Annotated in this window: 15 protein-coding genes and 1 pseudogene; 6 read left to right on the forward strand and 10 right to left on the reverse strand. The window is 72.0% G+C overall.

Annotated features, from left to right (window positions below):
• The 3 genes and pseudogenes from AB0B86_RS23660 to AB0B86_RS23670 all read right to left on the reverse strand — a co-directional run.
• Positions 1 to 77, reverse strand: a pseudogene (locus AB0B86_RS23660) (peptide deformylase); the annotation flags it as partial.
• A gap of 39 nt (positions 78 to 116) precedes the next feature.
• Positions 117 to 1,259: an acyl-CoA dehydrogenase family protein gene (locus AB0B86_RS23665; RefSeq protein ID WP_357405643.1), complete on the reverse strand. Its 1,143-nt coding sequence runs from the start codon at positions 1,257 to 1,259 to the stop codon at positions 117 to 119.
• Positions 1,256 to 2,365, reverse strand: a complete 1,110-nt coding sequence (locus tag AB0B86_RS23670) for a Xaa-Pro peptidase family protein (protein WP_357405645.1) — start codon at positions 2,363 to 2,365, stop codon at positions 1,256 to 1,258. Before AB0B86_RS23670 ends, AB0B86_RS23665 begins: the two co-directional genes overlap by 4 nt.
• A gap of 200 nt (positions 2,366 to 2,565) precedes the next feature.
• Between AB0B86_RS23670 and AB0B86_RS23675 the strand changes: the two genes are divergently transcribed.
• Positions 2,566 to 3,933: a glycosyl hydrolase family 18 protein gene (locus AB0B86_RS23675; protein WP_357405648.1), complete on the forward strand. Its 1,368-nt coding sequence runs from the start codon at positions 2,566 to 2,568 to the stop codon at positions 3,931 to 3,933.
• Positions 3,934 to 4,061: 128 nt separating this feature from the next.
• Here the strand turns inward: AB0B86_RS23675 and AB0B86_RS23680 are convergent, their stop codons facing one another.
• Genes AB0B86_RS23680 through AB0B86_RS23695 form a run of 4 tightly spaced genes read right to left on the reverse strand, consistent with a single transcriptional unit; the run spans position 4,062 to position 6,359 of the window.
• Positions 4,062 to 4,712 carry a hypothetical protein gene (locus AB0B86_RS23680; protein ID WP_357405650.1) on the reverse strand — a complete coding sequence of 217 codons (651 nt, stop codon included), beginning with the start codon at positions 4,710 to 4,712 and terminating at the stop codon, positions 4,062 to 4,064.
• Positions 4,713 to 4,726: 14 nt separating this feature from the next.
• The gene (locus AB0B86_RS23685) at positions 4,727 to 5,617 is read right to left on the reverse strand and encodes a WXG100 family type VII secretion target (RefSeq protein WP_357405652.1); all 891 of its coding nucleotides are present in this window, start codon (positions 5,615 to 5,617) and stop codon (positions 4,727 to 4,729) included.
• Entirely contained in the window at positions 5,614 to 5,940 is a 327-nt protein-coding gene (locus tag AB0B86_RS23690) for a type VII secretion target (protein WP_357419831.1), read from the reverse strand. Before AB0B86_RS23690 ends, AB0B86_RS23685 begins: the two co-directional genes overlap by 4 nt.
• Positions 5,937 to 6,359 (reverse strand): hypothetical protein, encoded by a 423-nt coding sequence (locus tag AB0B86_RS23695; protein ID WP_357419832.1) that lies wholly within the window; start codon positions 6,357 to 6,359, stop codon positions 5,937 to 5,939. The genes AB0B86_RS23690 and AB0B86_RS23695 overlap by 4 nt, the downstream gene beginning before the upstream one ends.
• A gap of 182 nt (positions 6,360 to 6,541) precedes the next feature.
• On the opposite strand from AB0B86_RS23695, the gene AB0B86_RS23700 reads away from it, so the two are divergent.
• Both AB0B86_RS23700 and AB0B86_RS23705 read left to right on the forward strand, forming a co-directional pair.
• Positions 6,542 to 6,769, forward strand: a complete 228-nt coding sequence (locus AB0B86_RS23700) for a hypothetical protein (RefSeq protein ID WP_357405658.1) — start codon at positions 6,542 to 6,544, stop codon at positions 6,767 to 6,769.
• A 58-nt stretch (positions 6,770 to 6,827) separates the two neighbouring features.
• Positions 6,828 to 7,754, forward strand: coding sequence for a 5'-3' exonuclease (locus AB0B86_RS23705; protein ID WP_357405659.1), 927 nt, complete (start codon positions 6,828 to 6,830; stop codon positions 7,752 to 7,754).
• A 119-nt stretch (positions 7,755 to 7,873) separates the two neighbouring features.
• On the opposite strand, the gene AB0B86_RS23710 is transcribed toward AB0B86_RS23705, so the two are convergent.
• A complete protein-coding gene (locus tag AB0B86_RS23710; protein WP_357405660.1) occupies positions 7,874 to 8,590 on the reverse strand; it encodes an isocitrate lyase/phosphoenolpyruvate mutase family protein in 717 nt (238 codons plus the stop codon).
• Between the two features lie 125 nt (positions 8,591 to 8,715).
• The gene (locus AB0B86_RS23715) at positions 8,716 to 9,006 is read right to left on the reverse strand and encodes a GNAT family N-acetyltransferase (protein WP_357405662.1); all 291 of its coding nucleotides are present in this window, start codon (positions 9,004 to 9,006) and stop codon (positions 8,716 to 8,718) included.
• A 138-nt stretch (positions 9,007 to 9,144) separates the two neighbouring features.
• Between AB0B86_RS23715 and AB0B86_RS23720 the strand changes: the two genes are divergently transcribed.
• The 3 genes from AB0B86_RS23720 (at position 9,145) to AB0B86_RS23730 (ending at position 13,361) form a co-directional block, all read left to right on the forward strand.
• On the forward strand, positions 9,145 to 9,840 hold the full coding sequence (locus tag AB0B86_RS23720) for a DUF1223 domain-containing protein (protein WP_357419833.1): 696 nt from the start codon (positions 9,145 to 9,147) through the stop codon (positions 9,838 to 9,840).
• A gap of 40 nt (positions 9,841 to 9,880) precedes the next feature.
• Positions 9,881 to 10,288 carry a hypothetical protein gene (locus AB0B86_RS23725; RefSeq protein WP_357405666.1) on the forward strand — a complete coding sequence of 136 codons (408 nt, stop codon included), beginning with the start codon at positions 9,881 to 9,883 and terminating at the stop codon, positions 10,286 to 10,288.
• Between the two features lie 157 nt (positions 10,289 to 10,445).
• Entirely contained in the window at positions 10,446 to 13,361 is a 2,916-nt protein-coding gene (locus AB0B86_RS23730) for a glycosyl hydrolase (protein WP_357419834.1), read from the forward strand.
• A gap of 91 nt (positions 13,362 to 13,452) precedes the next feature.
• Here AB0B86_RS23730 and AB0B86_RS23735 read toward each other — a convergent pair.
• The coding region (locus AB0B86_RS23735) for an endo-1,4-beta-xylanase (protein ID WP_357419835.1) at positions 13,453 to 14,199 on the reverse strand (747 nt) is incomplete at its 5' end.

Below are 14,199 nucleotides of genomic sequence, written 5' to 3' on the forward strand. Positions count from 1 at the left end.
ATCGCCTTCATGGCCTCCTTGCGCCCCTCCTGGTCAAGCCGGTCCAGGAACAGCACCCCGTCGAGGTGGTCGGTCTGGGCCCACCGCGACCGCCCCGGCACCACCGCTCGGCCTGCTCAGCCCTTCGCCAGGGCCCGGGAGATCACCATTCGCTGGATCTGGTTGGTGCCCTCCACGATCTGCAACACCTTGGCCTCGCGCATGTACCGCTCCACCGGATGATCGGCCACGTAGCCGGCCCCGCCGAGCACCTGCACCGCGTCGGTGGTCACCCGCATCGCCACGTCGGTGGCGAAGAGCTTCGCCTTGGCCGCCTCGATCGCGTACGGGCGGCCGGCGTCGCGCAGCCGGGCCGCGGCGAGGGTCAACGCGCGGGCGGCGGAGATCTGGGTGGCCGCGTCCGCGAGGATGAAGCCGAGCCCCTGGAAGTCGATGATGGACCGGCCGAACTGCTGCCGCTCCCGGGCGTAGGAGACCGCGTAGTCCAGGGCCGCCTGGGCCAGCCCGACCGCGCAGGCCGCGATGCCCAGGCGACCGGAGTCCAGTGCCGACATGGCGATACCGAAGCCGGCGCCCTCGGCACCGATCAGCCGGTCCACCGGCACCCGCGCCTCGTCGAAGGCGATCTGCGCCACCGGCGAGGCACGCAGCCCCATCGTCCGCTCGGCCGCCTGCGGGTTGATGCCGACAGTGCCCGCATCGGCGAGCAGGCAGGAGATCCCCTTCGGTCCGGGCCCTCCGGTGCGGCAGAAGATGTTGTAGAAGTCGGCGGTCCCCGCGTGGGTGATCCACGCCTTGGTGCCGGACACCGAGTACGCGTCCCCGTCCCGTACCGCCCGGGTGCTCAGCGCCGCCGCGTCCGAGCCACCCTGCGGCTCGGAGAGGCAGTACGCGCCGAGCAGTTCGCCGCCGATCATGTCCGGCAGCAGCTTGCGCTGATCGTCGCTGCCGAACGCGAACACCGGGTAACAGGACAGGGTGTGCACGCTCACCGCCTCGGCGACCGCGAGCCAGCGGCTGGCCAGGATCTCCAGCACCTGTAGGTACACCTCGTACGGCTGGGCCGCGCCGCCGTACTCCTCGGGGTAGGGCAGGCCCAGCAGGCCGGCGCGACCGAGGGTACGCAGCACCTCGCGGGGGAACTCGGCGCGCTCCTCGAAGACGGCGGCCTTCGGCGCGAGCTCACGGTCGGCGAGCTCGGTGGCGAGATCCAGCAGGTCGTGGGCCTCGTCGGTGGGGAGGATCCGGTCGACAGTCATAGCGCGATGAGCTCCGTGGGGGTGGTGTTGAGCCGTTGCACGCCGTCTGTGGTGCAGACGACGATGTCCTCGATACGGGCGCCGTGCCGGCCCGCCAGGTAGACGCCCGGCTCGATGGAGAACGCCATCCCGGCCTCCAGCGGGCGGTCGTTGCCGGCCACCAGGTAGGGCTCCTCGTGACCGTCGAGGCCGATGCCGTGGCCGGTGCGGTGCAGGAACGCCGCGCCGTAGCCGGCGGCGGCGATCAGATCGCGGGCTGCGGCGTCGGCCGCCGCCCCGGTGACCCCGGGCCGCACCGCGGCTACCGCGGCGCGCTGGGCGTCGTGCAGCACCGCGTAGTAGTCCAGGAAGTCCGCCGGCGCCGGCCCACCCACCACATAGGTGCGGGTGCAGTCCGAGCGGTATCCCGAGGGCATCGTGCCGCCGATGTCGACCACCACGGGCTCACCGACGCCGATCGGCCGGTCCGAGGTCAAGTGGTGCGGGCTGGCGCCGTTCGGTCCGGCCGCCACGATGACGAAGTCGACCCGGACGTGTCCGGCGGCCCGGATCGCCGCGGCGACGTCGGTGCCGACCTCGGCCTCGGTGCGCCCCGGTCGCAGCCACTGCCCCATCCGCAGGTGCACCTCGTCGATCGCCGCGCCGGCCTCGGCGAGCGCCGCCACCTCCGCCGGGGATTTGCGTACCCGCAGCTCGCCCAACACCTTGCCGGCGAGGCGTTGCGCGGCGCCGGGCAGGGCGGCGCGCAACGCGAGGACCTGCTCGGCCCACATCCGGTCGGCCAGCCCCACCGCCGCCGGCGGGCCGTCGAGGGCGGCGACGACGAGGGGGTACGGGTCGGTGCCGTCGGCGTGGTCGACGATGCGGACGCCGGTGGACGGTGCCGCCTCCGCCGCCGGGCGTTCCAACCTGGGCACGATCAGGGTCGGCTCGCCCTCGGCGGGCAGCACCAGGCAGGTCAGCCGTTCCCCCGCGTGAGCGTCGTATCCGGTCAGGTACCGCAGGTCGGAACCGGGGGTGAGCAGCAGGGCATCCAGCCCGGCAGCGGCGGTGGCGCGCTGCGCGGCGATCAGCCGATCCGGCGGGTACAGCTCGTCGAGTCCCACACCATCAGCTTAACGGTCGTTTGGGTAAACCCCCATATTGGTGCCGGTGCCTGGTAAATCCACAGATGTTGATTGACGCGGACAGTTAACACTCTTTAAGATTTGGCTGCCTCGAGGCCCACCCGTTCCTGCGTCCCGCACCGCCCGCCCGCGACAACCCGCGTGGGCGGGTGTCGTCCCCCGCCACGGGAAGGCCCCCGATGTCCTCACCCCTGCGCCGCGCCCTCGCCGCCGGCCTCCTCGCGCTGGCCACCGCCGGCGCCACCCTCACCGTCACCGCCACCGCCGCACAGGCCGTGGTGCTGCCGAACAACTTCAAGAGTGTCGGCTACCTGCCCTCCTGGGCCGGCGACATCAACACCATCCAGTACAACAAACTCACCCACATCAACTACGCCTTCGTCCTGCCGAACAGCAACGGCAGCCTCCAGGGCGTGGATGGCGGCCGGCTCTCCTCGCTGGTCTCGCGGGCACACGCCAGCAACGTGAAGGTCTCCATCGCGGTCGGCGGCTGGAACGACGGCAACGACTCGGCCTTCGAGGCACTCGCCGGCAACTCCACCAGCCGCACCAGCTTCGTCAACAACCTGGTCAACCTCGTCAACCAGTACAACCTCGACGGCGTCGACATGGACTGGGAATATCCCGACCCGGGCGCCTCGGCCAACAACTACACGGCGCTGATGACGCAGCTCGGCAGCGCCATGCACAGTCGCGGCAAGCTGCTCACCGCCGCCGTGGTCTCCGAGGGCTACTCCGTCGACGGCATCCAGCCGGCCGTGTTCAACCAGGTCGACTGGCTCAACATCATGGCGTACGACGGCGGCAGCCCGCACGCCAACTACGACTGGTCGATCAACAGCATCAACCTGTGGAAGGCGCGCGGCCTGCCGGCCAGCAAGGCGGTACTCGGCATCCCGTTCTACAGCCGGCCGGTCTACTACAACTACTCGTACCTCGTCGGCCTGGACCCGGCCAACGCCAACCGGGACTGCGCCACCATCGGCGGGTCGCAGCAGTGCTGGAACGGCATCCCGACGGTCAAGCGCAAGACGCAGTGGGCGTTGGCCAACGCCGGCGGCGTGATGAACTGGGAGCTGAGCCAGGACACCAGCGGCTCCACCTCACTGCTCAGCGCCATGTACGACACCATCATGGGCGGCACCACCCCGCCGCCGACCGGGCGGACCGGCCGGATCACCGGCATCGGCGGCAAGTGCGTCGACGTGGCGGCGGCCAGCACCGCCAACGGCGCGGCCATCCAGCTCTACGGCTGCAACGGCACCGCCGCGCAGACCTGGACGGTCGCCGGTGACAGCACGCTGCGCGCCCTCGGCAAGTGCGCCGACATCGCCAGCGGGTCCACCGCCAACGGCGCGAAGGTCCAGCTCTGGGAGTGCAACGGCAGCGGCGCGCAGGTGTGGCAGGCGCAGTCCAACGGCACGTTGCGCAACCCGCAGTCGAACAAGTGCCTGGACGCCACGGACAACAGCTCCGCCGACGGCACCCGGCTGCAGATCTGGGACTGCTTCGCCGGGGCCAACCAGCGCTGGACGCTGCCCGCCTGAGCGAACGGCCCGCGCGGTCCCCGGTCGACGTCCAGCGTCAGCCGGGGACCTGCGCGTGCTGGCGGGCCACTGTGCTCACCGTCCTGCACGCCTCCGCGCCGGGCGGCGGTGACGGCACCCCCTGGGGATCACCTGGCGCGCGAGGACGCCATCCGCAGCGCGGTCTCGGCGTCCGGCGGACCGAGCACGATCCAGGAACCGTCGGCGAAGAGCAGGGCGAGACGCCCGATGGTGCCACCGGGCAGCGCGTCGAGGCGAACCAACGACTCCACGCCCACCTGCCAGGCCACCTCAAGTGGCACGTCGCGGCCCGCCGCGCCCGGCCCGTCCCAGGCCGCCCGCACCTGCCGGGCCGCCGCCGACAGGCGGTCGCGGAGGCCACCGCCGGCGGGCGGCGGCGCGCTGGCCGGTCGGGTGCTCTGTCGGCGGAGCACCAGCACCCGCCGATCCGTCAGGGCCAGCACCTGGGCGATCCTGGGCTCGGGGAGCAGCTCGTCCAGCCCGACCCCGACCGAACCCGGCGGACCGCCGAGCACCCCGTTGCGGGCCGCCTGATACCACTGGACCCCCGGCCCGGTGGAGGCGGTCACCCCGGCGGCGTCCCAGGCCAGCCCCTCGGCCACCCGCAGCGGGTTCAACTCGGCACGCAGCACCTCGCCCGCCGTACGGCGGCCCGGGACGCGGGTGAACCAGCACGCCTCCCGCAGGGCCTCACCCGGGGCCAACACGGCCGCCACCTGACCGAGCAGCTCCGCCCGGCGTGCTGCCTGCTCGTCCATCGACCCTCCCCGTGTCACGGCACCCGGTCGGCTGCCGGGTCCGTCCAGGAGCTCACCGTACGCCGCCAGCGGCTGCCGTCACCGTCGTCACCGCGGCGCTGATCCTCGTACTCGTCCGCCGAGGAGTTGATGACCATGTCACCGACCGACTCCAACCCCTCGCCGACGATCGACCCGTCCAACGGAGTGGCGAGCTTGATGCCCACCTTGAGCCAGTGCTTCGGGCCGTACAGCTTGTTGATGGTCCAGGCGGCGATCTTCCCGACGGTGCCCATCGCCTTGAGGGCCTCCATCATGGCCTTGTACGCCTCCAGTGCCCGGTGCAGCTGCGCCATGATCCGGGTGGCCCGGCTGACCGCGACACCGGTCTCGGCCGCCGAGGCGACAGCGGCGGCCGCCTCGGACGCACCGGCGGTGATGATCGCCAGTGCCTGGGCGGCCAGCCAGGTGATCACCAGCCACTCGACCAGCTCCCGGATGATGGTCCGGATGATCTCCTCGCAGTCGCGCAGGTCCATGGCGGTGTCGCCGAGGCTGTCAGCGGTCCGGGCCATCTCCCCGGCCGCCGTCTCCAGCCCCTGCACCAGCGCGGTGATCCGCCGGGCGTACGCGTCGGCGGCCTGACCGGTCCACTCCGGACGCAGCGCCTCCAGGCCCTGCCGCTCCTGCTCGGCGACCTGCCGCAGCTGGGTGGCGGCGGTGCGCCACGCACCCGCGTGCGCGTCGAGCTGGTCGGGATCGCCGACGCACAGCTCCAGTAGCTGCAGCAGCGGCCAGACGAACGGATAGAGCAGCGTGTCCAGTCCGGTGTTGAGCGCCTCGGAAGCGGGGCTGGTGACCTGGTTCCAGGTGTCCCGGGCCTGCTGGTAGCCCTTGGCGACGTCGACGGCGTCCGGCTGGGTCACGATCCCTCCCGGTACTGGCTGGCCAGGTGGTCGGCGTTGCCCGAGTCGGTGTGCTCGTACGCCTCGGCGTTGCCGCGCAACCCGTCGGCCAGGTCGTGCAGGTGCTCGACGAGCGCCTGCAGCGAGGTCACCTCGTCGGCCACCCAGCCGCGGTAACCCGCATCGAGGCCGGCCATCTGCCCGATCACACCGAAGAGGTTGCCCTGGGCGGTGGCCGACTCGACCGCACGGGCGGTCGACTCGGCAGTCCCGGCCGCGGCCTCCTGACCAGTGGCCGCCGCGCGCAGCGCCGCCGGCTGGACGGTGAAACCCTCGCCGCTCACCGGGGCCGGCCGAACTGCTCGTCGGCGGAGTCGAGCCGCTCCTCGGCCTCCCGGAACCGGCCCTGGTCGAGCGCCCGGTCGACCATCGACCGCACGTCGACCGCGCCGCCGGTGGCCGGGCCGACAAGCTCCTGGACCGCCTCGGCCTGCCGCCGCCCGGCCTCGGCCGCGGCCTCCCGCTGGGTCGCCACGATGCGCTCGGCCAACTCCTCCGGCCCCAACCGCAACGCGGTGGCGCTCAGCGTGAGCCGGACCGGCATCCCTCCGGGTGCCACCACCGCGACGACGCCCTCCGGGGAACGCGCCTCGCCGTACAGCCGCTCGGGCTCGTCGCCGAGCTCGGCCAGCCCCGCGAACCGCTCACGGGTATCCGCCACCAGGCGACCGAACCAGGCCCTGGTCTCGTCGCTCACACTCACCGTCGCCCCCCGTCCGAGTCGTACGAGCGACGAGCGTACCGATGCCGGCCCAACCTGGCTGCCCCGGCGCGACGGGGCAGCCCGGTCGACCACCGGCACAGTGGTTTTCCGGTTCGAACGGTGGGCGGGGCCATAGCCTGGATCCGGGGATGCCGCGCGGGCGTCCCGGCCGGGAGGATCGGGTGGGGACGACAGAGCAGGACCGGGCGGCGGTCCGCCGGCGGCGGCAACTGTGGGCGGGGGTGCTCGCCCTGGTCGGCCTGGTCCTGCTGGTCGTCGGCGTCACCGTGGCCGACGGCGTAGCGGCCTGGGTCGAGGTGCTTGTCGCGATCGTGCTGCTGGTGACCAGCTACGTCGTGCAACACCTGGCCCGGCGGGCGACCGTCTACCAGCACGACGAGCCGCGCTGACCCCACCGACGGCCGGGCGTACCCCGGATCGTCGCAGGCTTGTGCCAGGCTGTCCGGCGTGGCACAACGACCCCCGATCCTGCTGATCGACGCAGCCAGCCTCTACTTCCGGGCCTACTTCGGCATCCCGGAGTCCGCCGCCCGCACCGCGGACGGCACCCCGGTCAACGCGGTGCGCGGCTTCCTCGACATGCTCGCCACCCTGATCCGCGGGCGCGGCGCCGACCGGATGGTCTGCGCACTCGACTACGACTGGCGGCCGGCGTGGCGGGTCGACCTGTTGCCGTCGTACAAGGCGCACCGGGTCGCCCCGCAGGGCGGCGAAATCGTCCCGGACACCCTCTCCCCGCAGGTGCCGATGATCCTGGAGGTGCTTGCCGCGGTCGGCATCACCGCGGTCGGCGCGACCGGCTACGAGGCCGACGACGTGCTCGGCACCCTCTCGGTCACCCAGCCGGGCCCGGTCGAGGTGGTCTCCGGCGACCGGGACCTGTTCCAGCTCATCGACGACTCCCGGCCGGTCCGGCTGCTCTACGTGGGGCGCGGCGTCGCCAAGCTCGACGACTGCGACGACGCCGCGGTGCGGGCCCGCTACGGGGTGCCGGCCGACCGGTATGCCGACTTCGCCGCGCTACGCGGCGACCCCAGCGACGGGCTGCCCGGCGTGGCGGGCGTCGGCGAGAAGACCGCCGCCCGGCTCATCGAACGCTACGGCGACATCGCCGGCATCCTGGCCGCGCTCGACGACTCCGACTCGTCCTTCGCACCAGGCCTGCGCGCCAAGTTGGCCGCCGCCCGCGACTACCTGGCCGTCGCGCCCACGGTGGTCCGGGTCGCACTCGACGTGCCGCTGCCCGAGCTGCCCACCGCGCTTCCCACCGCGCCTGCCGATCCGGACCTGCTGGTCGAGCTGGCCGGCCGATGGAACCTGGCCGGCTCCACCCGCCGCCTGGTGGACGCCCTCGCCGCCCGCGCCGACGCCTGACCGCCGCGCCGACCCGCCCCGCCGACGCCTGAGGGCCGAGGCCGCCGCGCCGCCCCGCCGCGCCGACGCCTGACGGCCAGCGCGGCTGGGTTTGGCCGGCGGTGGCGCGCCGGTCGGCCTCAGGCGCGCAGCCTCGTCGCGAGGTCGCCGATCGCCCCCATCGCGTAGCGCTGCAGGCCCGGGCCGAAGGTGATGCGGGTCGCGCCCAGCCGACCCAGCTCGGCCACGGATTCGCGGTCCGCGCCGGCGGCCATGTTGAGCGGCCCCGCGATGCCCGCACGCAGCACCGGCAGCACCTCCAGCGGCGCCAGGATCGGGTAGACGCAGTCCGCTCCGGCCGCCACGTACCGGCGGGCGCGGTCCACCGCGTCGGCCGGGTCACCCGTCCCGACCAGGAACGTGTCGACGCGCGCGTTGATGACGAGCGCGTCCCCCGCCTCCGCCCGCACCTCGGCCAGCCAGTCCGCGTGCCGCTGCGGGTCCTTGAGGGTGGCGTGCCCCTCCGAGTCCTCGAGGTTGCAGCCGACGACGCCGGCCTCCAGCAGCCGCGCGACCAACTCGGCGGGGGCGAGACCGTAACCGCCCTCGACGTCGGCGGACACCGGAACGGAGACGGCCCGGACGATCCGTGCCACTGCCGCGAACATCTCGTCCGGCGGCGTCGCGCCATCTTCGTAACCGAGCGACGCGGCGATCCCGGCACTCGGGGTCGCGAGCGCCGGGAAACCGGCGTCGGCGAACACCCGGGCGCTGGCCGCGTCCCAGGGCCCGGGTAGGACGAGTGGGTCGCCCGCGGCGCGGTCGTGGTGCAGGGCGCGGAACGCGGTGGCTGTCATCGTTGGGGTCTCCCGACGGTACGTGAAGGCGGAGGTCAGGCGGCGTACCCGCCGGTGGAGTCAAGCACGACGCGCCTGCACCGGCTCGCCGCGGCGACGTCGGGACAGGGCGGGGGCCGGCCCGCCTACTTGATCTTGCGGGTGGACCGGACCACGATGCTCTCGTACTCCGGGTGCTTCACCAGCCAGTCGGCGAGGAACGGACAGATCGGCACGACGGTCCGCTTCCTGGCCCGCGCGTCGTCCATCACCGCGCGCGCCAGCGTCGACCCGACGCCCCGGCCCTCGAACGCCGGATCGACCTCGGTGTGGGTGTAGGCGATGATCGATCCGGTCAGCTGGTAGGTGACGAAACCGGCGACGACACCCGCCTCGTCGTGCGCCTCGAACCGCTCCCGCTCTGGCGCGTCTGTCACGGTGAACTCCACCCGACCATCCAACCACCCGCCCCGGCCACGCTGACCGCGAGGCCAGCGGGCCCGCGCCGTTGGCGCATTCTCTCGGCGGTAACGGGAACCCAACGCCGCCGCGCCCGTGGGAGGAGAGACGCCACCATGACGAATCCAGCTACCGACGGCGGCTTCGCCGTCGTGGAGATGTTCACGTCCCAGGGCTGCAACAGCTGCCCACCCGCTGAGGAGTTGCTCAGCGAACTCGAGCACGACGCGCGGGTTCGGGGGCAGAACGTCTTCGCCCTCGGGTTCCACGTCGACTACTGGGACAACCTGGGGTGGCCCGACCAGTTCGCCGACCCGGCGTACACGGCGCGACAGGAGGCGTACGCCCGCGCGTTCGGCACCGGGGGTCTGTACACCCCGCAGATGGTCGTCAACGGCACAGTGGAGTTCGTCGGCTCCGACCGTCGGCGAGCGGCCGGCGCGATCATGTCCGCCATGTCGGCGAGCGCCACCGCGCCACTCACGCTGTCCAGGGCCGACGCGGATGGCCACCGGGTGCGGCTCGACTACCGGGTCGAACACCCGCCGGCGGGGGCCGTGCTGAACGTGGCGATCGTCGAGCGGGGCCTGGACAGTGAGATCGCCCGGGGCGAGAACGCCGGACGGACGCTTCGGCAGGACAACGTCGTACGCGCCTACGCGTCGGTGGGCCTGGACGCCGAGCGGGGCCAGGTGCAGCTGGTGACACCGCCCGATCTCGATCCGCGCAACGCCGCGGTGGTCGGTTATGTCCAGCAGGACGGCAACCGGGCGATCGTGGGCGCCACCGCCATCGAGCTGACCACGGCGTAATCTCGGCGGATGCGGACGGGGTGCGGTGCGGGGGGTTCTGGTGGCTGACGCCGATGACGTACGCCGGCTGGCGCTGGCCCTGCCGCACACGGTGGAGATCCCCAGTGACGGTTTCGACTTCCGGGTGGCCGACAAGGGTTTCGTCTGGTCCTACCCGGAACGCGTCAGCGGAAGGCCCCGGGTGATCCGACTCGACATCGCCGTGCTGTTCGTCGGCGACGAGGCCGAGAAACAGGCGCTCCTGCTCGGCGAGCCCGATCTCTTCTTCACCACGCCCGGTTACGACGGGCTGCCCCTGGTGCTGGTGCGGCTGGCGGCCGTCGACCTCGATCGGCTCAGTGAACTCGTGACCGACGCGTGGCGGATGCGCGCACCCGAGGCGCTGCTGGGCGACCTGGACGACTGTGGTGCGCCGGTCGTCGCGACGGACGTCGGCGCCGGCACTTAGCGACATCAGCACGCAACGGGTTCGACACATTGACGGGGATCTCGGTACTCCACTACCGTTGCCGTGAGAGCGCTCTCTCGCCTGACCTTCTCCCCCAATTCAGACGCAACGCGTCGGGCCCGGCACCGGCCGCACCCCGGCGCGCGATGGAGGCACCATGACACCTCCCGTCCCCCACCGCCGCTGGGCCCTGGCCGCCGCGACCGCGCTGGCCCTGGTCGTCGGCGGTCTCGCGATCCCCGTCACCCGCGCGGCCGAGGCCGCACCGGTCGGCGCGGGCAGCTACACCACAGCTCCGGTCGGCCCGCTGCCCAGTGGCTGCGGCGCGATGTCCAGCAACCCCCGACAGTTCGCCACCGCCAACGCGCCCGCCGGACCGATACCCACGAACGACTGGTGGTCCTCCCTGCTGTGGAAGCGCACCGACTGCTCCTTCAGCGAACCGCTGCACGCCCACCCGATCTCGTACGACACCTTCACCGACGGCCTGGGTTTCTCCGGCAACTCCACCCCCGCCATCAGCGGCACCGCGACCGGCGTCGGTGAGTACCACTACCCCTACGTGCAGGACATCCGGGTCGGCCTGGCCGGGCTCAGCGCACCACAGGTCAAGGTGGACGGCTGGACCGACTGGACGGTCAGCCCACACTGGAGTGACGGCACCCGCACCATGCGCGCCACCATCGGTCACGGGCTGCCCTTCGCGTACTTCCAGACCACCGGCGCGGACGCGGTGATCGGCACCGCCGGCACCCCCGACGTGTGGTCCGCCAACGGTGCCACCATCGGCTTCCGGGTCAACGGTCACGACTACGTCGGGTACGCGCCGAGCGGCGCCACCTGGACCGTGGCCGGCAGCCGGATCTCGTCCACCCTCGCCGGCCGGGGTTACTTCTCGGTCGCCCTGCTGCCGCCGACGTCAAGCGCGACGGAGCGCGCCGAACTGGCCGCTACCTACGGCCGGTACGCGCACGCCCACGTGACCGGCACCCAGGTGTCGTACGCGTACAACCCGGCGACAAGCGGCCTGATCACCACGTACGCGTTCACCACGACGGCCCGGGAGGGCTCCGCCACGCAGACAGTGGTCAGCCTCTATCCGCACCAGTGGAAGTCGCTGAGCGGGTCCACCGCCATCACCCCGACGTACCCGTCGGCGCGCGGCCGGATGAAGGTGCTCACCGGCGTCAACCAGTTCCGTACCGCGATGAAGTTCCAGGGCGTGCTGCCGGAGTTGCCGCCTGTCGGCGACGGCACCGGAAGCGATCTGGCCACCCTCACCAGCCAGCTGGCGGCCGTCCGGGCCAACCCGATGGACCAGCGCGGCAACGACACCTACTGGACCGGCAAGGGGCTCGGCCGGGCCGCCCGCATCGCCGAGATCGCCGACCTGGTCAACGACACCACCACCCGCGACAGCGCGCTCAACGCCATCCGCAGCACGCTCACCGACTGGTTCACCGCGTCCAGCGGCAAGACCAGCCGGATCTTCTACTACGACAACAACTGGGGCACCCTGATCGGCTACCCGGCGTCGTACGGCTCCGACCAGGAACTCAACGACCACCACTTCCACTACGGCTACTTCATCGCCGCCGCCGCGACGCTTGCCAAGTTCGACCCGACGTGGGCCACCGCCAGCCGCTACGGCGGGATGGTGGACCTGCTGATCCGCGACGCCAACAACTACCAGCGCGGCGACACCCGGTTCCCCTACCTGCGGGACTTCGACATCTACGCCGGCCACGACTGGGCGTCCGGGCACGGCTCGTTCGGCTCCGGCAACAACCAGGAGTCCTCGTCCGAGGGGATGAACTTCGCCAACGCCCTGATCCAGTGGGGGCAGGTCACCGGGAACGCCGCCGTCCGTGACGCCGGTGTCTTCCTCTACACCACGCAGGCCGCCGCCATCCAGGAATACTGGTTCGACGCCAGCAACCAGAACTTCCCGGACGCGTTCGGGCACTCCACGGTCGGCATGGTCTGGGGCGACGGCGGCGCGTACGCCACCTGGTTCAGCGCCGAGCCGGAGATGATCCAGGGCATCAACCTGCTGCCGGTCACCGGTGGACACCTCTACCTGGGCAACAACCCGGCGTACGTGCGGACCAACTACGCCGAACTGGTCCGCAACAACGGCGGGCAACCGACGGTGTGGCAGGACATTCTGTGGCAGTTCCAGGCCCTCGGCGACCCCGATGCGGCGCTGGCGAACCTGCGCGCGAACCCGGGCTACACCCCGGAGGAGGGCGAGAGTCGGGCGCACACCTTCCACTGGATCCGCAACCTCGCGGCGCTGGGCACCGTCGACACCACGGTCACCGGCAACCACCCGCTGTCGGCGGTGTTCTCGCGTAACGGGGCGCGCACCTACGTGGCCGCGAACCCGACCGCCGCGCCGATCACCGTGACGTTCTCCAACGGCACCAGCCTCACCGTGGCGGCGGGCCGGACGGCGACCACCGGGGCGTACACCTTCAGTGGTGGCAACGCGTCCGGCGGCGTACCGCCGAGCTCGACGCCGACCACCGCCCCACCCACCACCGCCCCACCGACCACGGCGCCGCCGACCACAGCGCCGCCCACGACCACGCCGCCGCCCACGACCGGCAGTCCCACCCGTTACCTGCTACCCGGGGGTGGGTTGGGCAGCGCCGGTGGTGCGGCCACGACGACTGTCGCGGCGGCCAACGGAAACCACGACGGTACGCCCACCAACCCGCAGGTCTTCACGGCTACCGGCCTGAACCTCGCCTACTCCGGCGGGCAGAGCACGTTCGACCTGTTCGTGGATGCCGGGACGGCGGTCGGCAACGGTGTGCAGGTGCGGATCTCCTACGACCTCACCGGAGATGGCAGTTGGGAACGGGTGGAGACGATGCGCTACTTCGCCACCGACCCGGTGCCCGGTTACGAGCACTACACCCAGAGCGCCGGCCTGGCCTCGGCCACCGGCACCTTGGGTGCGCTGCGCAACGGCACGGTCCGGGTGGAGGTCTGGTCGGCGATCGGCAACAACCCCAGCACGCTGGGAGTGGGCAACCAGTCGGTGCTGCGGCTGCCGTACTCCTGATCGGCTGGTGAGTCGCGGCCGGCCGGTGTGCGGGACCAGGTTTCGGTCCCGCACACCGGCCGGTGTGCACGGGTCAGTCAGGCATCCTCGGTCAGGAGGCGGTGCAGGTGGGCGTCAGCCCAGCCCCGCTGCCGGTGCCCTGGAAGCCGAACTCGGCGACCTGGCCGGCGCCGAGCCGGCCGTTGTAGTCGACGTTGGTGAACCGGACAGTGCCGGTGGAGCCGCTTGCCGTCGCACTCCAGGTGTTGGTGACGCTGGCACCACTGGGCAACGTCATGCTGACGTTCCACCCGTTCGTGCCGGCGGAGCCGGCGGTGACCTTCACGTTGGCCACGAAACCGCCGGTCCACGAGTTCAGCGACACCGACGCCGTGCAACCGTCCGGGCCCGGCGGGGGCGTCGTGGGCGGCGGGGTGGTCGGCGGCGGCGTGGTGGGCGCCGGGCTCGTGTCCGGCGTGGTGGTCGTCGTGGGCGACGGGGTGATGCCCGGGCCGGCGTTGAGGGCGTTCAGGACGCTCGTGTACGCGGCCTTCTTGTTGCCGCTGCAGTCGAAGAGCAGGGCGTTGTCCGACCCACGCCACGAGTCGCAGTCACGTACGCCCCACACTGTGATGCCGGTGCAGCGCGAGACGTTCATGCACGCGCGGGTGACCGAGCCGAAGATGTTGGCCTGGTTGCCGCCGGTCATCACGTCCAGCTCGGTGATCTGGACGTCCACGCCGAGGTCGGCGAAACGCTGCAGATTGGCCTGGTAGTCCGACGCCAGCGTGGTGCCCAGGTGCGACTGGAAACCCACGCAGTCGATCGGCACACCACGGGACTTGAAGTCCCGCACCAT

Source organism: Micromonospora sp. NPDC049047 (assembly GCF_040649135.1).
Classification (GTDB): domain Bacteria; phylum Actinomycetota; class Actinomycetes; order Mycobacteriales; family Micromonosporaceae; genus Micromonospora.

Coding starts and splice junctions, on each gene's coding strand:
- AB0B86_RS23680 (WP_357405650.1), bottom strand. CDS start 4,712: ATGGACGAGCAGGCAGCACGCCGGGCGGAGCTGCTCGGTCAGGTGGCG.
- AB0B86_RS23675 (WP_357405648.1), top strand. CDS start 2,566: ATGTCCTCACCCCTGCGCCGCGCCCTCGCCGCCGGCCTCCTCGCGCTG.
- AB0B86_RS23710 (WP_357405660.1), bottom strand. CDS start 8,590: ATGACAGCCACCGCGTTCCGCGCCCTGCACCACGACCGCGCCGCGGGC.
- AB0B86_RS23730 (WP_357419834.1), top strand. CDS start 10,446: ATGACACCTCCCGTCCCCCACCGCCGCTGGGCCCTGGCCGCCGCGACC.
- AB0B86_RS23720 (WP_357419833.1), top strand. CDS start 9,145: ATGACGAATCCAGCTACCGACGGCGGCTTCGCCGTCGTGGAGATGTTC.
- AB0B86_RS23665 (WP_357405643.1), bottom strand. CDS start 1,259: ATGACTGTCGACCGGATCCTCCCCACCGACGAGGCCCACGACCTGCTG.